Origin of the sequence: Micromonospora sp. NPDC057141, assembly GCF_042670805.1 — a bacterium.
Lineage (GTDB): Bacteria > Actinomycetota > Actinomycetes > Mycobacteriales > Micromonosporaceae > Micromonospora.
The window spans coordinates 362,683-383,985 of record NZ_JBHUVA010000001.1 but is presented as its reverse complement, the minus strand read 5'-3'; the positions used below and the strand labels follow the sequence as shown (position 1 = coordinate 383,985).

At 72.8% G+C, this 21,303-nt stretch carries 16 protein-coding genes and 3 pseudogenes; 5 read left to right on the top strand and 14 right to left on the bottom strand.

The annotated features are described in order from the left end of the window. Window positions 1-5: 5 nt before the first annotated feature. Together ACFT41_RS01680 and ACFT41_RS01675 are read left to right on the top strand one after the other, a co-directional pair. Complete coding sequence (locus ACFT41_RS01680; protein WP_377583107.1) at window positions 6-881, top strand: peptidylprolyl isomerase; 876 nt, start codon at window positions 6-8, stop codon at window positions 879-881. A gap of 71 nt (window positions 882-952) precedes the next feature. Further along, entirely contained in the window at window positions 953-1,792 is an 840-nt protein-coding gene (locus ACFT41_RS01675; protein WP_377583109.1) for a peptidylprolyl isomerase, read from the top strand. A gap of 88 nt (window positions 1,793-1,880) precedes the next feature. On the opposite strand, the pseudogene ACFT41_RS01670 reads toward ACFT41_RS01675, so the two are convergent. The 10 genes and pseudogenes from ACFT41_RS01670 to ruvC form a co-directional block, all read right to left on the bottom strand. Then, a pseudogene (locus ACFT41_RS01670) lies at window positions 1,881-4,160 on the bottom strand (RelA/SpoT family protein); the annotation flags it as partial. A gap of 478 nt (window positions 4,161-4,638) precedes the next feature. Beyond that, window positions 4,639-5,205 (bottom strand): adenine phosphoribosyltransferase, encoded by a 567-nt coding sequence (locus ACFT41_RS01665; protein ID WP_377583111.1) that lies wholly within the window; start codon window positions 5,203-5,205, stop codon window positions 4,639-4,641. Window positions 5,206-5,299: 94 nt separating this feature from the next. Continuing rightward, complete coding sequence (secF, locus tag ACFT41_RS01660; protein WP_377613711.1) at window positions 5,300-6,487, bottom strand: protein translocase subunit SecF; 1,188 nt, start codon at window positions 6,485-6,487, stop codon at window positions 5,300-5,302. Window position 6,488: 1 nt separating this feature from the next. Further along, window positions 6,489-8,387: a protein translocase subunit SecD gene (secD, locus tag ACFT41_RS01655; RefSeq protein ID WP_377583228.1), complete on the bottom strand. Its 1,899-nt coding sequence runs from the start codon at window positions 8,385-8,387 to the stop codon at window positions 6,489-6,491. 246 nt (window positions 8,388-8,633) lie between these two features. Then, entirely contained in the window at window positions 8,634-8,975 is a 342-nt protein-coding gene (gene yajC / locus ACFT41_RS01650) for a preprotein translocase subunit YajC (RefSeq protein ID WP_377583115.1), read from the bottom strand. A 139-nt stretch (window positions 8,976-9,114) separates the two neighbouring features. Further along, window positions 9,115-10,065, bottom strand: coding sequence for a Holliday junction branch migration DNA helicase RuvB (gene ruvB, locus ACFT41_RS01645; protein WP_377613713.1), 951 nt, complete (start codon window positions 10,063-10,065; stop codon window positions 9,115-9,117). A 105-nt stretch (window positions 10,066-10,170) separates the two neighbouring features. Beyond that, window positions 10,171-10,869 (bottom strand): annotated as a pseudogene (locus ACFT41_RS01640) (LAGLIDADG family homing endonuclease); the annotation flags it as partial. A 107-nt stretch (window positions 10,870-10,976) separates the two neighbouring features. Next, window positions 10,977-11,193, bottom strand: a pseudogene (locus ACFT41_RS01635) (Holliday junction branch migration DNA helicase RuvB); the annotation flags it as partial. Beyond that, complete coding sequence (gene ruvA / locus ACFT41_RS01630; RefSeq protein ID WP_282327068.1) at window positions 11,190-11,792, bottom strand: Holliday junction branch migration protein RuvA; 603 nt, start codon at window positions 11,790-11,792, stop codon at window positions 11,190-11,192. The pseudogene ACFT41_RS01635 and the gene ruvA, both read right to left, overlap by 4 nt. After that, window positions 11,789-12,316 carry a crossover junction endodeoxyribonuclease RuvC gene (ruvC, locus tag ACFT41_RS01625; RefSeq protein WP_377583117.1) on the bottom strand — a complete coding sequence of 176 codons (528 nt, stop codon included), beginning with the start codon at window positions 12,314-12,316 and terminating at the stop codon, window positions 11,789-11,791. Before ruvC ends, ruvA begins: the two co-directional genes overlap by 4 nt. A 181-nt stretch (window positions 12,317-12,497) precedes the next feature. Between ruvC and ACFT41_RS01620 the strand changes: the two genes are divergently transcribed. Together ACFT41_RS01620 and ACFT41_RS01615 are read left to right on the top strand one after the other, a co-directional pair. Then, window positions 12,498-13,280 carry a 3-hydroxybutyrate dehydrogenase gene (locus ACFT41_RS01620; RefSeq protein WP_377583119.1) on the top strand — a complete coding sequence of 261 codons (783 nt, stop codon included), beginning with the start codon at window positions 12,498-12,500 and terminating at the stop codon, window positions 13,278-13,280. 14 nt (window positions 13,281-13,294) lie between these two features. Then, window positions 13,295-15,214, top strand: coding sequence for a helix-turn-helix domain-containing protein (locus ACFT41_RS01615; protein WP_377583121.1), 1,920 nt, complete (start codon window positions 13,295-13,297; stop codon window positions 15,212-15,214). Between the two features lie 51 nt (window positions 15,215-15,265). On the opposite strand, the gene ACFT41_RS01610 is transcribed toward ACFT41_RS01615, so the two are convergent. Both ACFT41_RS01610 and ACFT41_RS01605 read right to left on the bottom strand, forming a co-directional pair. Beyond that, window positions 15,266-15,874 (bottom strand): TetR/AcrR family transcriptional regulator, encoded by a 609-nt coding sequence (locus tag ACFT41_RS01610; protein WP_377583123.1) that lies wholly within the window; start codon window positions 15,872-15,874, stop codon window positions 15,266-15,268. 11 nt (window positions 15,875-15,885) lie between these two features. Then, a complete protein-coding gene (locus tag ACFT41_RS01605) occupies window positions 15,886-17,448 on the bottom strand; it encodes an MFS transporter (protein WP_377583125.1) in 1,563 nt (520 codons plus the stop codon). A gap of 465 nt (window positions 17,449-17,913) precedes the next feature. Between ACFT41_RS01605 and ACFT41_RS01600 the strand changes: the two genes are divergently transcribed. Beyond that, window positions 17,914-18,519 carry a hypothetical protein gene (locus ACFT41_RS01600; RefSeq protein WP_377583127.1) on the top strand — a complete coding sequence of 202 codons (606 nt, stop codon included), beginning with the start codon at window positions 17,914-17,916 and terminating at the stop codon, window positions 18,517-18,519. A 141-nt stretch (window positions 18,520-18,660) separates the two neighbouring features. On the opposite strand, the gene ACFT41_RS01595 is transcribed toward ACFT41_RS01600, so the two are convergent. Both ACFT41_RS01595 and ACFT41_RS01590 read right to left on the bottom strand, forming a co-directional pair. Next, entirely contained in the window at window positions 18,661-19,698 is a 1,038-nt protein-coding gene (locus tag ACFT41_RS01595; protein ID WP_377583129.1) for an aminotransferase class V-fold PLP-dependent enzyme, read from the bottom strand. Between the two features lie 154 nt (window positions 19,699-19,852). Then, window positions 19,853-21,238 (bottom strand): cation:dicarboxylate symporter family transporter, encoded by a 1,386-nt coding sequence (locus tag ACFT41_RS01590; protein WP_377583131.1) that lies wholly within the window; start codon window positions 21,236-21,238, stop codon window positions 19,853-19,855. Window positions 21,239-21,303: the final 65 nt, after the last annotated feature.

The following is a 21,303-nucleotide window of genomic DNA, read 5'->3' as shown; positions in this document are numbered from 1 at the left end:
CACGGGTGGCTTCCAGCAGGGACCGGCAGCGCAAACTGGCGCGGGCCAAGCTCGACCGGCAGCTGGCGCGACGGGCCGCCCGGAGCAGACGCCGGCGGCAGATCCAGGCCGGCGTCGGCGCCGCCGTGGTGCTCGCGCTGATCGTGGTCGGTTCGGCCTGGGCGCTGGGCGCCTTCGACGACGACCCGAAGCAGAACACGGCCGCCGAGGACGTCTGCCTCTGGACGCCGCAGGACGCCACCGCCAACACCAACCTCAAGGACGTGGGCACCCCGGCCACCCAGGGCCTGCCGACCGCCGGCACCCGGGCGCTGACCGTCACCACCGACCAGGGCGCCCCGATCACCGCCGAGCTCGACCTCGCGTCGGCCCCGTGCGCCGGGGCGAGCATCGCCCACCTGGCCAGCAAGGGCTTCTACGACAACACCAAGTGCCACGAGATCACCTCCGAGGGCGCGTTGCGCTGCGGCGACCCGAGCGGCACCGGGCTGGGCGGCCCGACGTACTCGTTCTACGACGAGAACGTCCCGGTGACGCCCGAGGCCAGCCCGTCGGCGAGCCCCGCGCCCGACCAGCCCCCGACGTACCCGAAGGGCACGGTGGCGATGATCGCCAACCCGCCGGGCGCCAACGGCAGCCAGTTCCTGGTCTTCTTCAAGGACTTCGACCCGGACGAGCCGGCCTACCCGGTGATCGGGAAGGTCACCGGCGGCCTGGACGTGCTCACGAAGATCGGTGCCCTGCCGACCGTGGACAATGGGAGCGGAGCCAAGGTCAAGCCGAAGACCGACGTGGTGATCCAGAGTCTCACCGTCGGCGAGCCGACGACGGCGCCGGCACCGGCCCCCAGCGGCGCGGCGGCCAGCCCCAGCGCCGGCTGACCCGGCTCACCCCGAAACCCCACAGCCTTTGCGGCACCGGCCGCGCCCGAGACAGTCCAGGAGGATCGACCGTGACGTCCACCAAAGAGCGGCAGCGCGCGGCGGCGCGCGCCCGGCTCGAGCGGGAGATGGCCGAGCGCGCGGCCAGGGCCCGCAAGCGCCGGCAGACGCAGGCGATCGTCGGGGCCGGAGCGGCCCTGCTGCTCGTGGTCGCCGGCACCGTCTGGCTCGCCGTCAGCATCGGCGGCGACGACGACAAGAAACAGGACACCGCCGCCGCCCCCGGCTTCGTGCAGTGCGCCTGGACCGAGGTCCCCAAGGAGCAGCGGACCAAGGAAATCAAGGACGTCGGGCTGCCGGCCGCCCAGCAACCGAACACGGGCACCCAGACCCTGACGTTCGACACCAACCTGGGCCCGATCACCGCCAAGGTCGACCGGTCGGCCACGCCGTGCACCGCCGCGAGCTTCACCCACCTGGCGAGCAAGAACTTCCTCGACAACACCAAGTGCCACCGCCTGGTCACCGAGGGCATCAAGGTGCTGCAGTGCGGCGACCCGAGCGCCACCGGCAAGGGCTGGCGGGACACCGACGGCACCGGCGGCCCGAGCTACCGGATGGCCGAGGAGAACCTGCCGACCGACAAGCGCCCGCCGTACCCGGAGGGCGTCATCGCGATGGCCAAGTCCCAGGAACCGGGCAGCACGGGCAGCCAGTTCTTCATCGTCTACGGCGACTCGCCGCTGGACCCGGCCTACACCGTGCTCGGCACCATCACCGGCGGGATGGACATCGTCAACGAGGTGGCGAAGGCCGGCGACGACGGCGCGTTCGCCGAGCAGGCCGGCGGCGGCCACCCCAAGAAGGAGGTCGTCATCAAGAAGATGACGATGAGCGAGCCGCAGGGCTGACCCGCCCCCACACCACGGAGCGCCCGCCGGTCACAGCCGGCGGGCGCTTTCCGTGTGCGACGCGGGTACGGCGCTTCCCCTGTGCGGCTCAGGACCCCGAGGTGACCCGGTAGGCGTCGAACACCCCGTCGACCTTGCGGACGGCGGCCAGCAGGTGCCCGAGGTGCTTCGGGTCGGCCATCTCGAAGCTGAACCGGCTCACCGCCACCCGGTCGCGGGTGGTGGTGACCGTCGCCGAGAGGATGTTGACCCGCTCCTCGGAGAGCACCCGGGTGACGTCCGCGAGGAGCTTGTGCCGGTCGAGGGCCTCCACCTGGATGGCCACCAGGAACGTGGAGGCCGAGGTGAGCTTCCAGCTGACCTCGACCACCCGCTCGGCCTGGGCCCGCAGGTCCTCGGCGTTGGCGCAGTCGTCGCGGTGCACGCTGACACCGCCGGAGCGGGTCACGAACCCGAAGACCGAGTCGGGCGGGACCGGGGTGCAGCAGCGGGCCAGCTTGATCCAGACGTCGCTGACGCCCCGCACCACCACGCCCGGGTCGGCGCTGCTCTGCCGGCTGCGCGGCGGCCGGGTGGCCACGGCGGTCTCGGCGATGTCCTCCGCCGCGCCCTCCTCGCCCCCGTACGCGGCCATCAGCTTCTGCACCACCGACTGGGCCGAGACCTGGCTGTCGCCGACCGCCGCGTACAGCGACGCCACGTCGGCCAGGTGCAGGTCCCGCGCGATGGACATCAACGCGTCGGAGGTGAGCATCCGCTGCAACGGCATGCCCTGCTTGCGCATCGCCTTGACGATCGAGTCCTTGCCGGCCTCGATCGCCTCCTCGCGCCGCTCCTTGTTGAAGTATTGCCGGATCTTCGTGCGCGCCCGGGGGCTCTTGACGAAGCCCAGCCAGTCCTGCGTCGGGCCGGCCGTGTCCGACTTAGACGTGAAGATCTCGATCACGTCGCCGTTGGACAGCGTCGACTCCAGCGGCACCAGCTTGCCGTTGACCCGCGCCCCGATGCACTTGTGCCCGACCTCGGTGTGCACCGCGTACGCGAAGTCCACCGGCGTCGACCCCGTCGGCAGCGGGATGACGTCACCCTTGGGGGTGAAGACGTACACCTCCTGGCTCGACAGGTCGAAGCGCAGCGCGTCGAGGAACTCGCTCGGGTCGGCCGCCTCCCGCTGCCAGTCCAGCAGCTGACGCAGCCACGTCATCTCGTCGATGTGCGCCGGCGGGCCGACGATCTGGGTGCCCTTGTGCTCCTTGTACTTCCAGTGCGCGGCGATGCCGAACTCGGCGGTGCGGTGCATCGCGTACGTGCGGATCTGCATCTCCACCGGCTTGCCGGTGGGCCCGATGACCGTCGTGTGCAACGACTGGTACATGTTGAACTTGGGCATCGCGATGTAGTCCTTGAACCGGCCCGGCACCGGCTGCCAGTTCGCGTGGATCACGCCCAACGCGGCGTAGCAGTCGCGCACCGTGTCGACCAGGATCCGCACCCCGACCAGGTCGTAGATGTCGTTGAACTCGCGACCCCGCACGATCATCTTCTGATAGATCGAGTAGAGGTGCTTCGGCCGGCCCGTCGTCTCCGCCTTGATCTTGGCGGCCTTCAGGTCGGTGCCCACCTTCTGCGTCACCTGACGCAGCAGCGACTCCCGCTGCGGCTGGTGCTCCCCGATCAGGCGCAGGATCTCCTCGTACCGCTTCGGGAACAGCGTGCCGAAGGCGAGGTCCTCCAACTCCCACTTGATCGTGTTCATGCCCAGGCGGTGCGCCAGGGGCGCCAGGATCTCCAGCGTCTCCTTCGCCTTCTGCTCCCGCTTCGGGGTGGGCAGGAAGGAGAGCGTACGCATGTTGTGCAGCCGGTCGGCCAGCTTGATCACCAGGACCCGCGGGTCCTTCGCCATCGCCACGACCATCTTGCGGATCGTCTCGGCCTTCGCGGCGTCGCCGAGCTTGACCTTGTCGAGCTTGGTCACCCCGTCGACGAGCAGCGTGACCTCGGGACCGAAGTCGATCTTCATCTGGTCGAGGGTGTATTCCGTGTCCTCGATCGTGTCGTGCAGCAGCGCGGCTACCAGGGTGGTGGTGTCCATGCCCAGGTTGGCCAGGATGGTGGCCACCGCGAGGGGATGCGTGATGTACGGGTCGCCGGACTTGCGGTACTGACCCGAGTGCCAGCGGTTGGCGGTGTCGAACGCGGTCTGGATCAGCCGCGCGTCGGCCTTCGGGTGGTTTTCCCGGTGGCTGGAGATCAGCGGCTCCAGCACCTCACTGACCTGCGAGGTCTGCCAGGGCGCGTTGAACCTGGCCAGCCTCGCCCGCACCCGCCGCCCGGTGGGCGCGTTGGAGAGGGCGAAGCCGCCGCTCGGCGACGGATCGTCGGTGAGGTGCGACGGCTCGCCGGTGAGGTCGGCCGGGAAAGCCGGCGTCCCGACACCGGCCCCTGCTGCCCCGCCGTCGGCGGACACCGGGCCCGCGCCGCTCCCGCCCGCCACGGCCAGGGCGTCAGCGCCCCGATCGGTCACCGAACCGTCAGCGTCGCCTGTCGGGTGCACCGTGCCCTCCACCGGAGGGACGACATCGTGGGACACCGGCCTCCTCACCGCTCGCCGGGGATGCGCCGACCGTCCGGCCGGCCTGGTCTCGCGCCGCCCGGACGGTCACCCGCCCGGTCAGCAAAGGGCAATGCTACCCGCACGCACGGTGCCCCGCCGCTCCGCCGGACGGTCCCCACCGGGTCCGCCCGGCGGCCGGGGCCACCAATCGGGCACCGGGGCACGAACAGGCACGCCTGGCGCGTCGCGCTCCGGCCGTCAGGCGCCGGGAAAAGGCGACGCCCCAGGCGGCTCACACGCTCAGCAGGGCGTGCACGGGGCGCGGGGCGAGCCGCGCACGCCCGCCGAGGAAACCCAGCTCCAGCAGCACGGTGAAGCCGGCCACCGTGCCACCGGCCCGCTCCACCAGGCCGAGGGTGGCCTCGGCGGTGCCGCCGGTGGCGAGCACGTCGTCGACCACCAGCACCCGATGCCCGGCGGTGAACGCGTCCTCGTGCACCTCCAGCGTCGCCTCGCCGTACTCCAGGGCGTACGAGGCCGAATAGGCGGGCCGGGGCAGCTTTCCGGCCTTGCGCACCGGCACCACGCCCACCCCCGTCGCGTACGCGATGGCCGCCGCGACGACGAAGCCCCGGGCCTCGATGCCCACCACCGCGTCGAACGCGTCCCGCCCGTGGTACGCCACGATCCCGTCGACGACCTGCCGGAACACCTCGCCGTCGGCGAAGAGCGGCATCAGGTCCTTGAACATCACGCCCGGCTTCGGGAAGTCCGGCACGTCCAGCACGCGGCTGGCGACCAGTTCGGCGACCCGCGGGCCGCTGTCTCCCCGTGCCTCGGCGCTGTGCGTCTCCGTCACGGCGGCCCGTCTCCCTTCATGGCCGACGGCGTCCCGCACGCTGCTCGCACAGCACGCGGGACGCCGCCGGGACGTTTCCTACCGGTGTGGCCGATCAGCGCCGCTTGGCGCCGCCCGGCCGGTTGCCGCCGCCACCGGCGGGGCGACCGCCCCGGGCGCCGGTCGCGCGCTTGCCGGCGGGCCGGGCGCCCACCTTCGGGGCCGCCCCGGCCAGGGCCGCGTCGACGTCGACGGGCTCGTCGGCGCCTGCGGCCGGACGCGGCGCGCCCTTCGGGGTGATCTCGCCCCGGGCGAGCGCGCCCCGCCGGGCCAGGACCCGCTTGTTGTGCGCCTGGATCCGCGGCTCGTAGTTCTTCAGCAGCACCAGCAGCGGGGTGGCCAGCAGGATGGAGGTCAGGAAGGCGACCGCCATACCGACGAACAGCACCAGGCCGAGGTCCTTAAGCGTGCCCGCGCCCAGCAGGCCGGCACCGATGAAGAGCAGACCACCGACGGGCAGCAGCGCGACCACCGAGGTGTTGAGCGACCGCATGAGGCTCTGGTTGATGGCCAGGTTGGCCGCCTCGCCGTACGTCTGGTTGTTGTTCGCCGTGATGCCCCGGGTGTTCTCCTGCACCTTGTCGAAGACCACCACCACGTCGTAGAGCGCGAAGCCCAGGATCGTGAGGAAGCCGATGATCGTCGACGGGGTGACCTCGAAGCCGACCAGCGAGTAGATGCCGGCGGTGAGGATCAGGTTCATGAACAGCGAGGAGACGGCGGCGACCGCCATCCGCCACTCGAACCGCAGGACCAGGTAGACCGTCACCAGCAGGATGAAGATCACCAGGCCGAGCAGCGCCCGGGACGTGACCTGGCTGCCCCACGCCTCGCTGACCTGGTTGCCGCTGATCTGGTCAGGCTGGATGCCGAACGCGCGGGCCATCTCGGCCTTCGCCGCGTTGGCCTGCTCGGCGGTGAGCTGCGACGTGCGCATCTCGTAGAAGTCGCCGCCGGTGCCGCCGACCTTCTGCGCGGTGACCACCTCGGCCCCGCCCGCGGTGCCCGCCAGCGCCGCGTCGACCGTCCGCTCGGCGTCGTCGAGGGTGCCGACGCTGGCCGGCACCTGGAACGAGTTGCCGCCGGCGAACTCGATGCCCAGGGTGAAACCGCGCAGGGCGAAGCTGAGCACGGCTACCAGGATCAGCGCCCCGGCGACACCGAACCACAGCTTGCGCCGGCCGATGACGTCGAGGCCGGCCTCACCCGCGTAGAGGCGGCTCGCCAAACCAGTCTTAGCCATCTCAGGCCTCCTTGACGCGCGAGGTGCGGGTGGCCTGCTCGCTCCGCGCGGGCGGAAGGATCCGGCCGAGACCGCTGACCCGCGGGGACAGGAACGCCCGGGTCCGGGCGAACATCGTCATGATCGGGTGACGGAACAGGAAGACCACGACCAGGTCGAGCACCGTGGCCAGGCCGAGGGCGAAGGCGAAGCCCTTCACCGCGCCGACCGAGACGATGTAGAGCACCACGGCCGACAGGATCGTGATCGCGTTCGCCGAGATGATCGTCCGGCGGGCCCGGATCCACGCCCGGGGCACCGCGCTGCGTGGGCTGCGGCCCTCCCGGATCTCGTCCTTGAGCCGCTCGAAGTAGATGACGAACGAGTCCGCCGCCACACCGAGTGAGACGATCATGCCGGCGATGCCGGCGAGGGTGAGGGTGAAGCCGATCTGCCGGCCCAGGACGATCAGCGCGCCGAAGACCAGCAACGCCGACAGCACCAGGCTCAGGAAGATGACCGAGCCGAGCAGCCGGTAGTAGAAGAACGAGTAGATGATGACCAGCAGCATGCCGATGCCGGCGGCGAGCAGGCCCGCGCGCAGGTGGCTCGCGCCGAGGGTGGCGGTGACGTTCTGGCTCTCCTGCGCCTCGAAGGTCACCGGCAGCGCGCCGTAGCGCAGCTGGCTGGCCAGGGCGCTGGCCGTCTTGTTGTCGAAGCTCCCGGTGATCTGCGAGTCACCCGTCAGCACGCCCTGGATCTCCGGCGAGGAGACGACCTTGTTGTCCAGCACCACGGCGACGCGGCACTTGCCGTCCTGGCCCAGCGCGGTCTGGTCGCAGGCCTGGCCCTCGTTGTTGAACGCCTCGCGGGTCAGGTTGGTCCACTTCTCCTGACCCTCGCCCTTGAAGTCGAGGCTCACCACCCAGGAGCTGGTCTGGTCGAGCACGGCGTTGGCGTCGCCGACGTCGGTGCCGAGCACCTTCGCCACGTCGAGCAGGTATTTCTGCACGCCGTCCTCGCAGGCGACGGCCTTCTGCTTCTCGTCCTTGATCGACGCCGGCGGGCGCTTGTCGAGCTGCGCGCAGGTGATCGTCGGGACGTTGAACTGCATCTCCGCCGGCAGCACGGCGACCTCGCGCGGGGTGAGCGCGCCGAACGGCTTGAGCTTGTCGCCCAGCGACGGGTCGGCGGTCAGGTCGGCCGGGGCCTGGAGACCGCTCGCGGCCTGCCACGCGGCGGCGCCGACCTTCTGCTCGACGGCCTTGCGCTGCTCCTCGACGCCCGCCGGCACCGGCTCCGCGCTGGCGCTCGGCGACGGCGCGGCGCTCGCCGAGGGCGACGGGGTGGCGCTCGGGGCCGGCGCCCCGCCGCCCTGGCCGCCCGCGCTCGGCGACGCGGTGGCCTTCGCGCCCGACGGCGACGAGCTGCCGGACGGCTTGGCGCTGCCCGAGGGCTTCGCGCTGCCGGACGGCGTCGGCGAGGCGCTGCCGGACGGGGCCGGCGTCGGGGTGGGGGCCGGAGCCGCCGCCGCGCCGCTGCCGTCGGCGGCCTTGAGCACCTTGCGGAAGCGCAGCTCGGCCGCGCTGCCGACGTCGGTGAGGTCGCGGTTCTCGCCGGGCAGGGAGATGACGATGTTCCGGTTGCCCTCGGTGACCACCTCGGCCTCGGCCACGCCGTAGGCGTTGACCCGGTTCTCGATGATCTGGCGGGCCTCTTCGAGGTTCTCCGCCGTCGGGGGCTTGCCGTCGAGGCTGTTCGTCGCCTCCAGCGTCATCCGGGTGCCGCCGACCAGGTCCAGGCCGAGCCGGGGCTCCAGCCGGTCCTTGAAGCCACCACTGGCGCCGCCCGAGAAGAACACCAAGAGATAAAGGACGACGAAGATGAACCCGAGCACGGCGAGCTGCCGTCCGGGCCGCATCTGTCCCTGAGGTGGTGGTGCCACGGCTGTCTGTCTCCCTGTTACGGTCGCACCGCCGAGGCGGCGGCACGAGGGTCGGGCCGGGGGTCCCGGCGACGGGTGTCCGGGCCGGCGACCCGACGTCGACACGGCTGCCCACGGCCGCCGCGGGGGCGGCGGCCGGCAGCGCTCACGCATCGGCGTCGGGGGTCGACCCAACTATCCAGTTTTATCGCTGTCTCCGCTGCCCCGTCCCCGGGACGACGGTCACTCCTTGACGGTCTCGGCGTCCTCGGTGGCCTCGGTCGGCTCGGCCCGCTCGGCCTGGCTGACGACGCGGGCGATGGCCGGGCGGGCGTACCGGGCCTGCACGCCGGGGGCGACCTCGAGCAGGACGGTCTCGTCGTCCACGCCGGTGACCGTGCCGTAGAGCCCGCCGATGGTGACCACCTCGTCGCCGGGGGCGAGGGCGGACTGCATCCGCTCCGCCTCGCGACGGCGCTTCTGCTGCGGGCGGATCATCATGAAGTACATGACGCCGAAGAGCAGGGCGATCATGAGGATCGGCGTGAGACCGCCGGCCCCGCTACCCGCTGCTGCGTAAAGCACGGTTACTGACCTTCCGATTGGCCTCCGGCTCGGCACGACGGGCACCGGAGCGGAGGCGGATTCTCACGTCCTGTACAGACCGCGGCGAGTCTAGTCCCTGCACCTGGAAACGCCGAATGCGGCACAGATCACGAACGGATCACGGCTCATCGGGCGCAGCGGAGAACAGATCGGGCGCGGGAGGGGCACCAGTGCCGAATGTACCATTCGGTGGGGTACGACCCAGATGCCGCCAGGCCGCCTCGGTCGCCACCCGCCCCCGGGGCGTACGCGCGAGCAGCCCGGCCCGCACCAGGAACGGCTCGCAGACCTCCTCGACGGTGTCCGGCTGCTCCCCCACCGCCACGGCCAGCGTGGACAGGCCCACCGGGCCGCCCCGGAACGAGTCGACCAGCGCGGTGACCACCGCCCGGTCCAGCCGGTCCAGCCCGAGCGCGTCGACGTCGTACACCGTCAGGGCCGCCCGGGCCGTCTCCACCGTGACCGTGCCGTCGGCCCGGACCTCGGCGAAGTCGCGCACCCGGCGCAGCAGCCGGTTGGCGATCCGGGGGGTGCCCCGGGACCGGCCGGCGATCTCGGCCGCGCCGTCGTCGGTGATCGGCACCCCGAGGATGCGCGCCGACCGGCGCAGCAGCACCTCCAGATCGGCCGGGGAGTAGAAGTCGAGGTGCGCGACGAAGCCGAAGCGGTCCCGCATCGGCCCGGTCAGCAGGCCCGACCTGGTGGTCGCCCCGACCAGGGTGAACGGCTCGACGTCCAGCGGGATGGCGGTGGCCCCCGGCCCCTTGCCGACGATCACGTCGACCCGGAAGTCCTCCATCGCGCTGTAGAGCAGCTCCTCCGCCGGCTTGGCGATCCGGTGGATCTCGTCGATGAACAGCACGTCGCCCTCGGTGAGGCTGGTCAGGATCGCCGCGAGGTCGCCGGAGCGCTCGATCGCCGGGCCGCTGGTCACCCGGATGCCGGCGCCCAGCTCGGCCGCGACGATGTTGGCCAGGGTGGTGTTGTGGACCACCAGATCGTTGACGGTAAAGGTGTGGTCGCCGTCGACCGTCAGGCAGCGGCACCGGTGCAGGCCGGCGGGCTCCACCGAGGCGACCCGGTCGACGGCGAGGCGCTCCTCGAAACGATCCCGGCGCGGCGCCCACTCCGCGAGTCGCGCGCCGCGTTCCCCGATCACCGTCACCCGCTCGACGAACCGGGCGACGTCGTCCTGGCTGGTGATGCTCAACCGCCACGACTCGTGCGGGCGGCCCTGGTAACGGCCTCGTTTGAGCTTCAGCCGGGACTGGACACCGAGCCGCAGCAGCAGGTGCTGCACGTCGGCGAGCAGCTCCCGGGAGACGCTGTAGTACTCGACGACGATGTCGTAGCGATCTCGACCCCGGCGGCTGACGGTGCCGTCGCAGGCGAAATATGCCCCGAGGAACGCCCCGACCTGCCACGCGTCGCCCTGGAAGACGAAGTCCGGCACTCGCTTCTGCCAGGCGGTCCTGTCCAGCAGCTCGTGCTCCGCGAGCCACGGCCGCAGCCCCGAGACCCGGACGAGTGAGCTGCGGGCGCTGTTGGGCCTCGTGAGGTGAGCGTGGCCGAGCCGGTCGCAGACGGCCCGGAAGTCGGCCAGGACACACTCGTCGCCACCGGTAGAGGTGACCTGGTTGCTCGTGCAGCCGTCGCCGATCAGGTAGCCGGCCAGCTTGTACTCGTCGAGGGCTTCGGTGCCGTCGGGGACGAGCTCCGGGCACAGGACGTTGGCCAGGAAGTCCCGCTCGGTGAGGTCACCGGCCTTGACCCAGCCCTCGGGCGTCCAGAACGGATGGTCGGGTGCCGCGACAACGGCCCGCCCGCTGGCCGTGCGGATGCGAACGGAATCCAACTCGCCCTGCTCGTGCACGGCGGTCACCGTCGCGCCCCCACCGGTGCGGGTGATGACCCGGTCACCCACGACGATGTCGCCCAGCCGACGGCGGGAACCGTCCTCGAGGAGGACCAGCGCCTCGACGGAGATGGGCTTACCTAAGCCAGGCGGGCCCGACAGGAGGATGTGGTCGGGCGGGGAGCCGCGCCGCATCGCGCTGCGCAGCAGCAGGTCGAGCTGCTCGCGGACCCGGTGCTGGGCGATGAACTCCTCCAGCCGCTTCGGCCGGACGCTGGCCTCCGCGTCGCGCTCCGCGTCGTTGACGTACGCCGAGACGAGGTTGCCGTCGGGGCCCGTCATCGGGTGCGGCCGAGCAGGCGGATGGCCTGCTTGAGCAGGACCGGCACGGGCGGCGGCGGGCCGTCGACGGTCTCCGCGACCGCGGCCACCGCCTGGTCGGCCTGGCCCGCCGTCCAGCCGAGGCCCACCAGGGCCTGGCGGACCTGCTCGGGCCAGGCGCCCCCGGTCACCCCGGCCGCGCCGTCGGCGCCCACCGGCACCGGGCCGATCCGGTCGCGCAGCTCCAGCACCAGGCGCTCGGCACCCTTCTTGCCGATGCCCGGCACCCGGGTCAGCGCGGCGGTGTCGGCGTTGGCGATCGCCTTGCGCACCGCGTCGGGGGTGTGCACGGCGAGCACCGCCTGGGCCAGCCGGGGCCCCACCCCGCTCGCCGTCTGGAGCAGCTCGAACAGCTGCTTGGCATCGTCGTCGGCGAAGCCGTAGAGGGTGAGCGAGTCCTCCCGGACCACCAGGCTGGTGGCCAGCCGGGCCGGCTGGCCGACCCGCAGCTCGGCGAGCGTGCCGGGGGCGCAGTGCACCGCCAGGCCCACCCCGCCGACCTCCACCACCGCGTGGTCGGGGCCGGTCGCGGTCACCGTCCCGCGCACACTGGCGATCATCGTGCTCCTCCTCGTCGTGCCCGGTCGGCCGCGGCGGCCAGCTTCGAGCGGGTGCCGCCGCGCCAGACGTGGCAGATGGCCAGGGCCAGGGCGTCGGCGGCGTCGGCCGGCTTCGGCGGCTCGGGCAGCCGCAGCAGCCGGGTCACCATGGCCGTCATCTGCGCCTTGTCGGCCTGGCCGGAGCCGGTGATGGCGGCCTTGACCTCGCTCGGCGTGTAGGTCTGCACGGGCAGGCCGGCCCGCGCGCCGGCCAGCACCGCGATCCCGCTGGCCTGGGCGGTGCCCATCACGGTGCGCACGTTGTGCTGGCTGAACACCCGCTCGACGGCGACGGCGTCCGGCCGGTGCTCGGCCACCAGCTCCGTGAGCGAGCGGTCCAGGTGCAGCAGGCGCAGCGGCAGGTCGTCGCCCGGGTCGGTGTAGACGACGTAGTAGGCGACCAGGGTGCAGGGCCGGCCCGGCACGCCCTCGACCACGCCGACCCCGCACCGGGTCAGCCCCGGGTCGACGCCGAGCACGCGCACGCCGCCTCCTCCCCACCACGTCGGCAGTACGTGTGTTCGACACCCTACTGGGCGGCCCCGACACCCGGCTGCGGGGACACGCCGCCGAGGCACCGGGCGTCCCCCGGCACACAGCCGGGACGTCGAGTATGTGCCCCGGCCCCATGTGCCCCCGGCCACCCAGCTCGTAGCTTTGTGCGCCATGACGGCAGAACCCGTGGCGGACCCCCACGTCGTACACGTCGACCTGGCCGGCCGCACCGCGCTGGTGACCGGCGGAGGCGGCGGCATCGGCCGGGCCTGCGCCCTGCGGCTCGCCGCGGCCGGGGCCCGCGTGCTGGTGGTCGACCGCGACGCGCACGCGGCCGAGGAGGTCGCGGCGCTGGCCGGCGGCCGGGCCGAGCGGGTGGACCTGGCCGACCCGGCGGCGGTGGACCGGCTCGACGCCGACGTGGACATCGTGGTGAACAACGCCGGCCTGCAACACGTCGCCCCGGTGCCGGACTTCCCGACCGAGCGGTTCGCGTACCTCCACCGGGTGATGGTGGAGGCGCCGTTCCGGATCGTGCGCCGGGCGCTGCCGCACATGTACGCCCGGGGCTGGGGCCGGATCGTCAACATCTCCTCCGTGCACGGGCTGCGGGCCTCGCCGTACAAGGCGGCGTACGTGTCGGCGAAGCACGCCCTGGAGGGGCTGTCGAAGGTGGTCGCGCTGGAGGGCGCGGCGCACGGGGTCACCGCCAACTGCATCAACCCGGCGTACGTGCGGACGGCGCTGGTGCAGAGCCAGATCGCCGACCAGGCCGCCACCCACGGCATCGGCGAGGCCGAGGTGGTGGAGAAGATCATGCTGGCCCGGGCGGCGATCAAGCGGCTGATCGAGCCGGAGGAGGTCGCGGAGCTGATGGCGTACCTGTGCGCGCCGCCGGCCGCGTTCATCACCGGCGCGTCCATCGCCCTCGACGGGGGCTGGACGGCGAACTAGTGGCCTCGCGCACAATGTCGGTCATGTCGTCGCCGGTGGAGTTTCTGGAACTGCTCGCCCGGGAGGCCGCCGCGGTGGAGTTCGAGGGGCCGCTGGTGGCGGCCCGCGCGGCCGGCGTGCCCGCCGACCGGCTCGCCGAGCTGGAGCAGGCGAAGGTGGTCGCGCTGCGGGTCCGCGCGCTGCTGGAGCGCCGACGCCGCCGGGAGACCGAACTGTCCGGCCTGTACGACACCGCGAGCGACCTGGCCGGCCTGCGCGACCTCGACGCCGTGCTGCGGGCGATCGTGCACCGGGCCCGCCACCTGCTCGGCGCGGACGTGGCGTACATGACGCTCAACGACGACGAGCACGGCGACACGTACATGCGGGTCACCGACGGATCGATCTCGGCGCGGTTCCAGCGGCTGCGGCTGCCGATGGGGGCGGGCCTGGGCGGCCTGGTGGCCCAGTCCGGCACCCCGTACGTGACCGCCAACTACCCCGAGGACGAACGGTTCCACCACACCGGGGAGATCGACGCCGGGGTGGGCGAGGAGGGCCTCGTGGCAATCCTCGGCGTGCCGTTGCGGCTCGGCTCCACCTCGATCGGCGTGCTGTACGCGGCCAACCGCTCCGCCCGGCCGTTCGCCCGGGAGGAGGTGTCGCTGCTGGTGTCCCTCGCGGCGCACGCGGCGGTGGCGATCGACACCGCGCGGCTGCTGGCCGAGACCCGGGCCGCGCTGGCGGAGCTGTCGGCGGCCAACACCACCATCCGGGCGCACAGCAGCTCCGTGGAGCGGGCGGCGGCGGCGCACGACCGGATGACGGCGCTGGTGCTGCGCGGCGGCGGGGTCGAGGACGTGGCGTCCGCCGTCACCGACGTGCTCGGCGGGGCGCTGCTGGCGCTGGACGCGCAGGGGCGGCGGCTGGCCCGGGTCGGTCAGATCGACGAGCCGGACCGGGTGGACCTGGTGGAGGCGGTGGCGGCGTCGCGGACCGAGGGGCGCAGCGTCCGCCGGGGCCCCTTCTGGTGCGCCGCCGTGGTCGCCGGCACGGAGAACCTGGGTGCGCTGGTGCTGCGGCCCGACGGCGAGCTGGTCGACGCCGACCAGCGCATCCTGGAGCGGGCCGCGCTGGTGACCGCGCTGCTGCTGCTGTTCCGCCGCACGGTGGCCGAGGCGGAGGGGCGGGTGCGGGGCGAGCTGCTCGACGACCTGATCGCCCGGCCGCTGGCCGACACCGACGCGCTGCGCAGCCGGGCCCGCCGCCTCGGGGTCGACCTGGACGCCCCGCACGTGCTGGTGGCGGTCGGGGACGACGCGATCTCCACGACCGGTTCCGCCCGGCAGCGGGTGCTGTCCTGGGCCACCACGTACGCCTCGACGCGGGGCGGGCTGGCCGCGGCGCGCGACGGCCGGGTGGTGCTGATGCTGCCCGGCCGGGACGCCGGCGGCGCGGCCCGTTCGGTGTCCCGCGACCTGTCCCGGGTGACCGGCCGGCCGGTGACCGCCGGGGCGAGCGGCCCGTCGACCGACCCCGCCTCGCTGGCGGTGATCTTCCAGGAGGCGGACCGCTGCCTGACCGCGCTCGGCGCGCTGGGCCGGGCCGGGCAGGGGGCGAGCACCGCCGAGCTGGGCTTCGTCGGGTTGCTGCTGGGGGCGGTGGGCGACCGGGGCGACCGGGACGTGGCCCGGTTCCTCGCCACCACCGTCGGGCCGGTGGTGGACTACGACGCCCGGCGGGGCACCGCACTGGTGAAGACGCTGGAGGCGTACTTCGGGGTGGGTGGCAGCCTGGCCCGGGCTGCCGAGCTGCTGCACGTGCACGTCAACACGGTGACCCAGCGGTTGGAACGGGTCGGCCAGCTGCTCGGCCCCGACTGGCAGAAGCCCGGGCGGGCCCTGGAGGTGCAGCTCGCGCTGCGCCTGCACCGGCTCCGCGAGCCGACGCCCTGACCGGGTGTCGGCTTCACGGGCCGCCGCGCCGCTGACCGGTGCGGGGTGGCGTCAGCGGGCCCGGATGCCGTCCAGGACGCCGTCGACGATCCGGTCCGGGAGCAGGATGTCGTCCAGCTCGGGGTGCCAGCGCAGCATCCGCTGCATCAGCATCGGCCCGGTGAGCAGCGCCGTCGCCACCTCGATGTCGAGGTCGGCCCGCAGCTCGCCGAGGCGTATGCCCCGGCGCAGCACCTCGCGCATCAGCTGCCGACGGGGCGCGATGATGTTCTGGTAGAGCCGGAAGTGGTCGGGGCTGCGGTTCACCTCCGGCACCAGGCAGGGCATGATCCTCGCGGCGCGCGGATCGATGTTGTGCCCGACCGCGCCGACCAGCAGCACCAGGTCGTCCCGGACGGAGTGACCCGCCGGATCCGGCGGCACGCCCTTGAGCCGGCGCAGCGCGTCGAGCAGCAGCGCGTCCTTGCCCGACCAACGGCGGTAGATGGTGGCCTTGCCGACCCCGGCGCGGGCCGCGATCGCCTCGATGGAGAGCGCCTCGATCGTGCTGCCCTCGGCGAGCAGGTCGAGGGTGGCCTCCACGATCGCCTCGTCCGCGCGGCTGCTCCGCGGTCGTCCGGGCGACCGCGGAGCCTCTGCGGCGGAAGTCATGTCCGACATTGTTCCCGAACCTATGCTGTTCCGGCCAACTCGGGTTCAGCCGCCGCCGGTGCCGCCCTCTTGTCGGCCCGGCCGGGGATCCAGCGGAGCACGACCACGAAGCCGAGCGTGGCGACCACCGCAGAGAGCGCCGCGGCCCAGTGCATCGCCGAGACGAAGGCGTCGTTGGCGGCCGTGACCAGCGTCGGCCCGGCCGGACCGAGCTGCCCGGCCGCCGCGTACGCGCCGGAGATCGACTCGCCCGCCGCCTCGTGTGCCCCCGCCGGCAGGCCCCGCAGCGCCGGGGCGACGTCGTCCCGGTATACCGCGGACAGGACCGAACCGAGCACGGCCACGCCGAGTGCGCCGGCGACCTGGCGGACGGTGTTGCTGACCGCCGACCCGACCCCGGCCTTCTCCCGGGGCAGCGCCGACATGATCGACTCGGTGGCCGGCGGCATGATGTTGGCCATGCCGATGCCCTGGAGCAGGAACACCACCAGGACCACCCAGATGGGCGTGCTCGCGTCGACGAACGCGAAGGCCGCGAGGGCCACGGTGGTCAGCGCCAGCCCGACGGCCGCGACGGCCCTGCCCCCGTACCGGCGGACCATCGCCGCGCTGCGCGGGGCGAAGATCAGCTGGGCGGCGGCGAAGGGCAGGAAGAGCAGGCCGGTCTGCAGCGGGGTGTAGCCGCGGACCAGTTGCAGGTAGAACGAGCTGAAGAACATCACGCCCATGGCGGCGAAGAAGACCAGCCCGACCAGCGCCACCGGGGCGGCGAAGCGGGGCACCCGGAACAGCCGGACGTCCAACGACGGGTGGTCGCTGCGCAGTTCCAGCAGCACGAACCAGGTCAGCACGGCCAGGCCGCCGACGATCGACACCCAGACCAGCAGCCGGCCGAAGCCGTGCTCGCCGCCGTCGATGATGCCGTAGGTCACGGCGACCAGGCCCACCACCGACAGCAACACTCCCGGGACGTCGACCCGCCCCGGGTCGGGGTCGCGGGACTCGGGCACCAGCAGGGCGACCAGGACGACGCCGACCGCGACCACCGGCACGTTGATCAGGAAGACCGAGCCCCACCAGTAGTGCTCCAGCAGCAATCCGCCGAGGATCGGGCCGATCGCCACGGCGAGGCCGACCGCGCCGGCCCACACGCCGATCGCCCGGCCGCGCTCCCGGGGGTCGAAGACGTTGGAGATGATCGACAGGGTCACCGGCATGATCGCCGCCCCGCCGATGCCCATCAGCGCGCGGGCGCCGATGAGCTGGGCCGGGCTCTGCGCGTACGCCGACAGCAGCGACGCGAGGCCGAACAGGACCAGCCCGATCACCAGGAAGCGCTTGCGCCCGGCGCGGTCGCCGAGCACGCCGAAGGTGAAGAGCAGACCGGCGAAGACCAGGGTGTACGAGTTGATCGACCACTCCAGCTCGCCCTGGCTCGCGCCGAGGCCGTGCACCGGGTCGGCGAGCGTACGCAGGGCGACGTTGAGGATGGTGTTGTCGAGGACGACGACGAGGAGGCTGATCACCAACACCCCGAGGATCGCCCACCGCCTCGGGTGTCCGGTGTTCTCGTGCGGTTGCATGGGCCGTTCCTCTCCCCGGTTCCGCCCGCCCCGCAAATACGACACGGGGCAGGCTCGTAACGCCGATGAGACTAGGCGCAATCGGTTTCGATACGGAACCGGATCGTATCGTTTTGTGTGCCACGTCACGGCTCGAGCCCCGCGCGACCTTCGGGGTCGCCTGGTTGATCGACTTCATGTCGGGGACGTGGCGGTATCAACCGGACGGGGATGCACCCACCTGCCCGGCATCCCGTCGGTCAACCGCCTGGATGGGCGGATTGTCCGGTCCGGCGGGGCGGGTGGTGGTGACCGGCGGCACCCCGGGTGCGGAATCGTGGCGGGGCCGGGGGCGTTACACCTGGACCCGGCGCCGCAAGGCAGCCGCCCCCGTCTTGCTGCTTCGCCGTTCGGGCGCCTCGACGTGGTGCTCACACCCGCCCATCCCCACGGGCCGGGTGTCGACCCCCGATTGGAGACACCCCCATGAACACCAGCATCCTGCGTAAGAGTGTCCTCGGCATCGCCGGACTCGCCTTCGCCGGCGGCCTCGCCGCCGGACCCCTCCACCACCACAACACCGACACCAGCACGGGCACCGTCGACGCCCGGCCCGTCGCCGCCGTCCAGGCCGACAAGACCGGCGGGGATGCGGGGAAGCTGATCCCCCACGGCGTGCAGGGCGCCCAGTCGCGCATCGACCTCGACGCCGAACAGACCACCAACGTCAAGGCCATCATCGCCGCCACGAAGAAGACCGGCCTGGACGAGCGGGCCGCCGTGATCTCGATCGGCACCGCCCTGCAGGAGTCGAAGCTGGAGAACCTGGGTCACCTGGGGGACCACAACGACCACGACTCCCTCGGCCTGTTCCAGCAGCGCCCGTCGTCCGGGTGGGGCACGCCCGAGCAGATCACCGACCCGGAGTACGCCACGACGGCGTTTCTGAAGGGCCTCCGCCAGGTCGACGGGTGGCAGGACATGCCCCTGACCGACGCCGCCCAGACCGTGCAGGTCTCCGCCTACCCCGACGCCTACGCCCAGTGGGAACAGCAGGCCGCCGACCTCGTCACCCGCCACTGGAACAACTGACCCACCGAACACCCACCGCCGGCCGGGCCCCGACACCAGGGCGCCCGGCCGGCCGCGTCCCCACCAGCGGGGCGCTAAGAAGGGGCCCCTCCGCTACCGAAAGCGTCAACAAGGTGCCCTTCCTTGCACCAAGGCGGCGGGTCAGTTGGTCAGCGCGTCGAGGGCCAGGTCGACGTCGGCCTCGGTGGTGTAGAGGTGGAACGACGCCCGGACCCGGCCGGCGCGCACCGCCGCCCGGATGCCCGCCCGTTCCAATTTCTCCTGCGCGCCGGGCACCTCCACCGCGACGATCGCGCTGTCGCCGGGCGGCCGGCCCAGCCCGGCGAGGAACCGGTTGGCCAGCGTCACGTCGTGCTCGCGCACGGCCGGTAGGCCGATCTCGGCGAGCAGTTCCAGGGCGGGGGCGGTGCCGATCCAGCTGAACCACGCCGGGGACTGGTCGAACCGCCGGGCGTCGGCAGCCAGCCGCAGCGGCGGGCCGTAGTAGGAGGAGAACGGGTCCTCGGCCGCGTACCAGCCGGCGCCGTCGGGGCGCAGTCGCTCGCGCAGCCCGGGTGCCAGGTAGGCCAGGGCCGACCCGCGCGGCCCCATCAACCACTTGTACGCCCCGACGGCGACCACGTCGGCCAGGCCGGCGTGAAACGGCAGCCAGCCGCACGCCTGGGTCGCGTCCACGGCCACCAGCGCGCCGTGGGCCCGGGCGGCGGCGACGATCCGGTCGTAGTCGGCGACGGTGCCGTCGGCGGACTGCACCAGGCTGAACGCGACCAGGTCGGTGTCGGCGTCGATCGCGTCGACGAGGCCGTCCAGCGGGACGGTGCGCACCCGCACCCCCCGCTCGGCCTGCACCAGCCAGGGGAAGAGGTTGGAGGTGAACTCCACCTCGGGCACCACGACCGCCGCGCCGGCCGGCAGGGCCGCCGCGACCGGGCCGAGCAGCCCGGCGACGGTGCTGCCGACCGTCACGTCGGTGGCCGGCACGCCGACCAGGCCGGCGAAGGCCGCCCGGGACCGCCGGGTCGCGTCGTCCCAGCCCTCCCAGGAGGTACGTCCCGCCCGCCAGTCGGCCAGCGCCTCCTGCACCGCCGTCCAGGCCGGCTCGGGCGGCAGCCCGTAGCTGGCGGTGTTCAGCCAGCCGGGCTGCGGCTGCCACAGCTTGCGTGCCTGCTCCAACTCCATGCCGCTGACGGTAGTGCGCCCGGGGTCGCCGCCGTGAGCGCCAATTCACCGATGGTGGCCGCCGCCCCCGGTCGCGGCCCGCAGCAGGCGGCGGACGACTCGGGGGCGGTGGGGAGGCAGCGCGGCGGACCGGCTGGCGCGGCGGCAGGGCCGGTCAGGCGGGTGCGCCGCTGAGCGCGGGGCGCTGCGGCTCGGCCTGCGGCTGCGGGTCGTCGGCGGGCTCGTCGTCGAGCATGGTGGCCTCGTCGAAGGGGCGGTTGCCGGCGAGCACGGCGTGGGCCTGCTCGCGGTCGAACTCGCCGGTCCAGGTGCCGACCAGGACGGTGGCGACGGCGTTGCCGGCGAAGTTGGTCAGCGCCCGGGCCTCGGACATGAACCGGTCGATGCCGACGATCAGCCCGACCCCGTCGAGCAGGTCGGGGCGGTGCGACTGGAGGCCGCCGGCCAGGGTGGCCAGGCCGGCTCCGGTGACCCCGGCCGCACCCTTCGAGGCGATGATCATGAACACGAGCAGGCCGACCTGCTCGCCGATCGACATCGGCTTGCCCATGGCGTCGGCCACGAACAGCGACGCCATGGTCAGGTAGATCGCGGTGCCGTCGAGGTTGAACGAGTAGCCGGTGGGCACGGTGATGCCGACGACGGGCCTGCTGACGCCGACGTGCTCCATCTTGGCGATGAGCCGGGGCAGCGCCGACTCCGACGACGAGGTGGACAGGATCAGCAGGAACTCCCGGCCCAGGTAGCGCAGCAGCTTGAAGATCGAGATGCCGGAGACCAGGCGCAGCAGCGGGCCGAGCACCACGACCACGAAGATCAGGCAGGTGGCGTAGAAGCCGAGCATGATCTGCGCGAGGCTGGTGAGCGCGTCCATGCCGGTGGCCCCGACGACGGCGGCCATGGCGCCGAACGCGCCGATCGGCGCCACCCACATGATCATGGCGAGCACTTTGAAGACCAGCCGTTGCAGCAGCCCGACGGCGCGCAGGACGGGCTCGCCGCGACCGCCCAGGCCCTGCACGGCGAAGCCGACCAGGAGGGCGACCAGCAGCGTCTGGAGCACCTCGCCCTCGGTGAGCGCGGAGACCAGCGTGGTCGGGATGATCCCGAGCAGGAACTCGGTCGTACCCCCGCTCTCGCCGCCGGCCGCCGCCTGGCCGGCGCCGGCGGTCTGCGCGCCCAGGTCGAGGCCGGCGCCCGGCTGGATCAGGTTGCCCACGACGAGGCCGATGGCCAGCGCGACGGTCGACATCAGCAGGAAGTAGCCGAGCGCGAGGCCGCCGACCTTGCCGACCTTCGCGGCCTGCCGCACGGAGCCGACGCCGAGGACGATCGTGCAGAAGATCACCGGGCTGATCATCATCTTGATCAGCGCGACGAAGCCGGTGCCGAGGGGCTTCAACGCCTTGCCGACCTCGGGTGCGACGAGTCCGACGACGATGCCGGCGATCGCGGCGGCGATCACGGCCAGGTAGAGGTAGCGGGTGGGGTCCCGGCGGGTGGGGGTGGACTTGGCGGTGGCGGTGGGGGTGGTGTCCATGCCCACAATGTGAACTGCGACTCACCGCAAGGCAGCCTTGTGGTCATTCTGTTCACTCCCGTGAC

What these genes read in the sequence shown, in the direction of transcription:
- secF (WP_377613711.1), bottom strand. Translation starts at nt 6,487, where the DNA reads ATGGCTAAGACTGGTTTGGCGAGCCGCCTCTACGCGGGTGAGGCCGGC.
- ACFT41_RS01590 (WP_377583131.1), bottom strand. Translation starts at nt 21,238, where the DNA reads ATGGACACCACCCCCACCGCCACCGCCAAGTCCACCCCCACCCGCCGG.
- ACFT41_RS01595 (WP_377583129.1), bottom strand. Translation starts at nt 19,698, where the DNA reads ATGGAGTTGGAGCAGGCACGCAAGCTGTGGCAGCCGCAGCCCGGCTGG.
- ruvA (WP_282327068.1), bottom strand. Translation starts at nt 11,792, where the DNA reads ATGATCGCCAGTGTGCGCGGGACGGTGACCGCGACCGGCCCCGACCAC.
- ACFT41_RS01600 (WP_377583127.1), top strand. Translation starts at nt 17,914, where the DNA reads ATGAACACCAGCATCCTGCGTAAGAGTGTCCTCGGCATCGCCGGACTC.
- secD (WP_377583228.1), bottom strand. Translation starts at nt 8,387, where the DNA reads ATGCGGCCCGGACGGCAGCTCGCCGTGCTCGGGTTCATCTTCGTCGTC.
- ACFT41_RS01610 (WP_377583123.1), bottom strand. Translation starts at nt 15,874, where the DNA reads ATGTCGGACATGACTTCCGCCGCAGAGGCTCCGCGGTCGCCCGGACGA.
- ACFT41_RS01605 (WP_377583125.1), bottom strand. Translation starts at nt 17,448, where the DNA reads ATGCAACCGCACGAGAACACCGGACACCCGAGGCGGTGGGCGATCCTC.
- ACFT41_RS01620 (WP_377583119.1), top strand. Translation starts at nt 12,498, where the DNA reads ATGACGGCAGAACCCGTGGCGGACCCCCACGTCGTACACGTCGACCTG.
- ACFT41_RS01615 (WP_377583121.1), top strand. Translation starts at nt 13,295, where the DNA reads ATGTCGGTCATGTCGTCGCCGGTGGAGTTTCTGGAACTGCTCGCCCGG.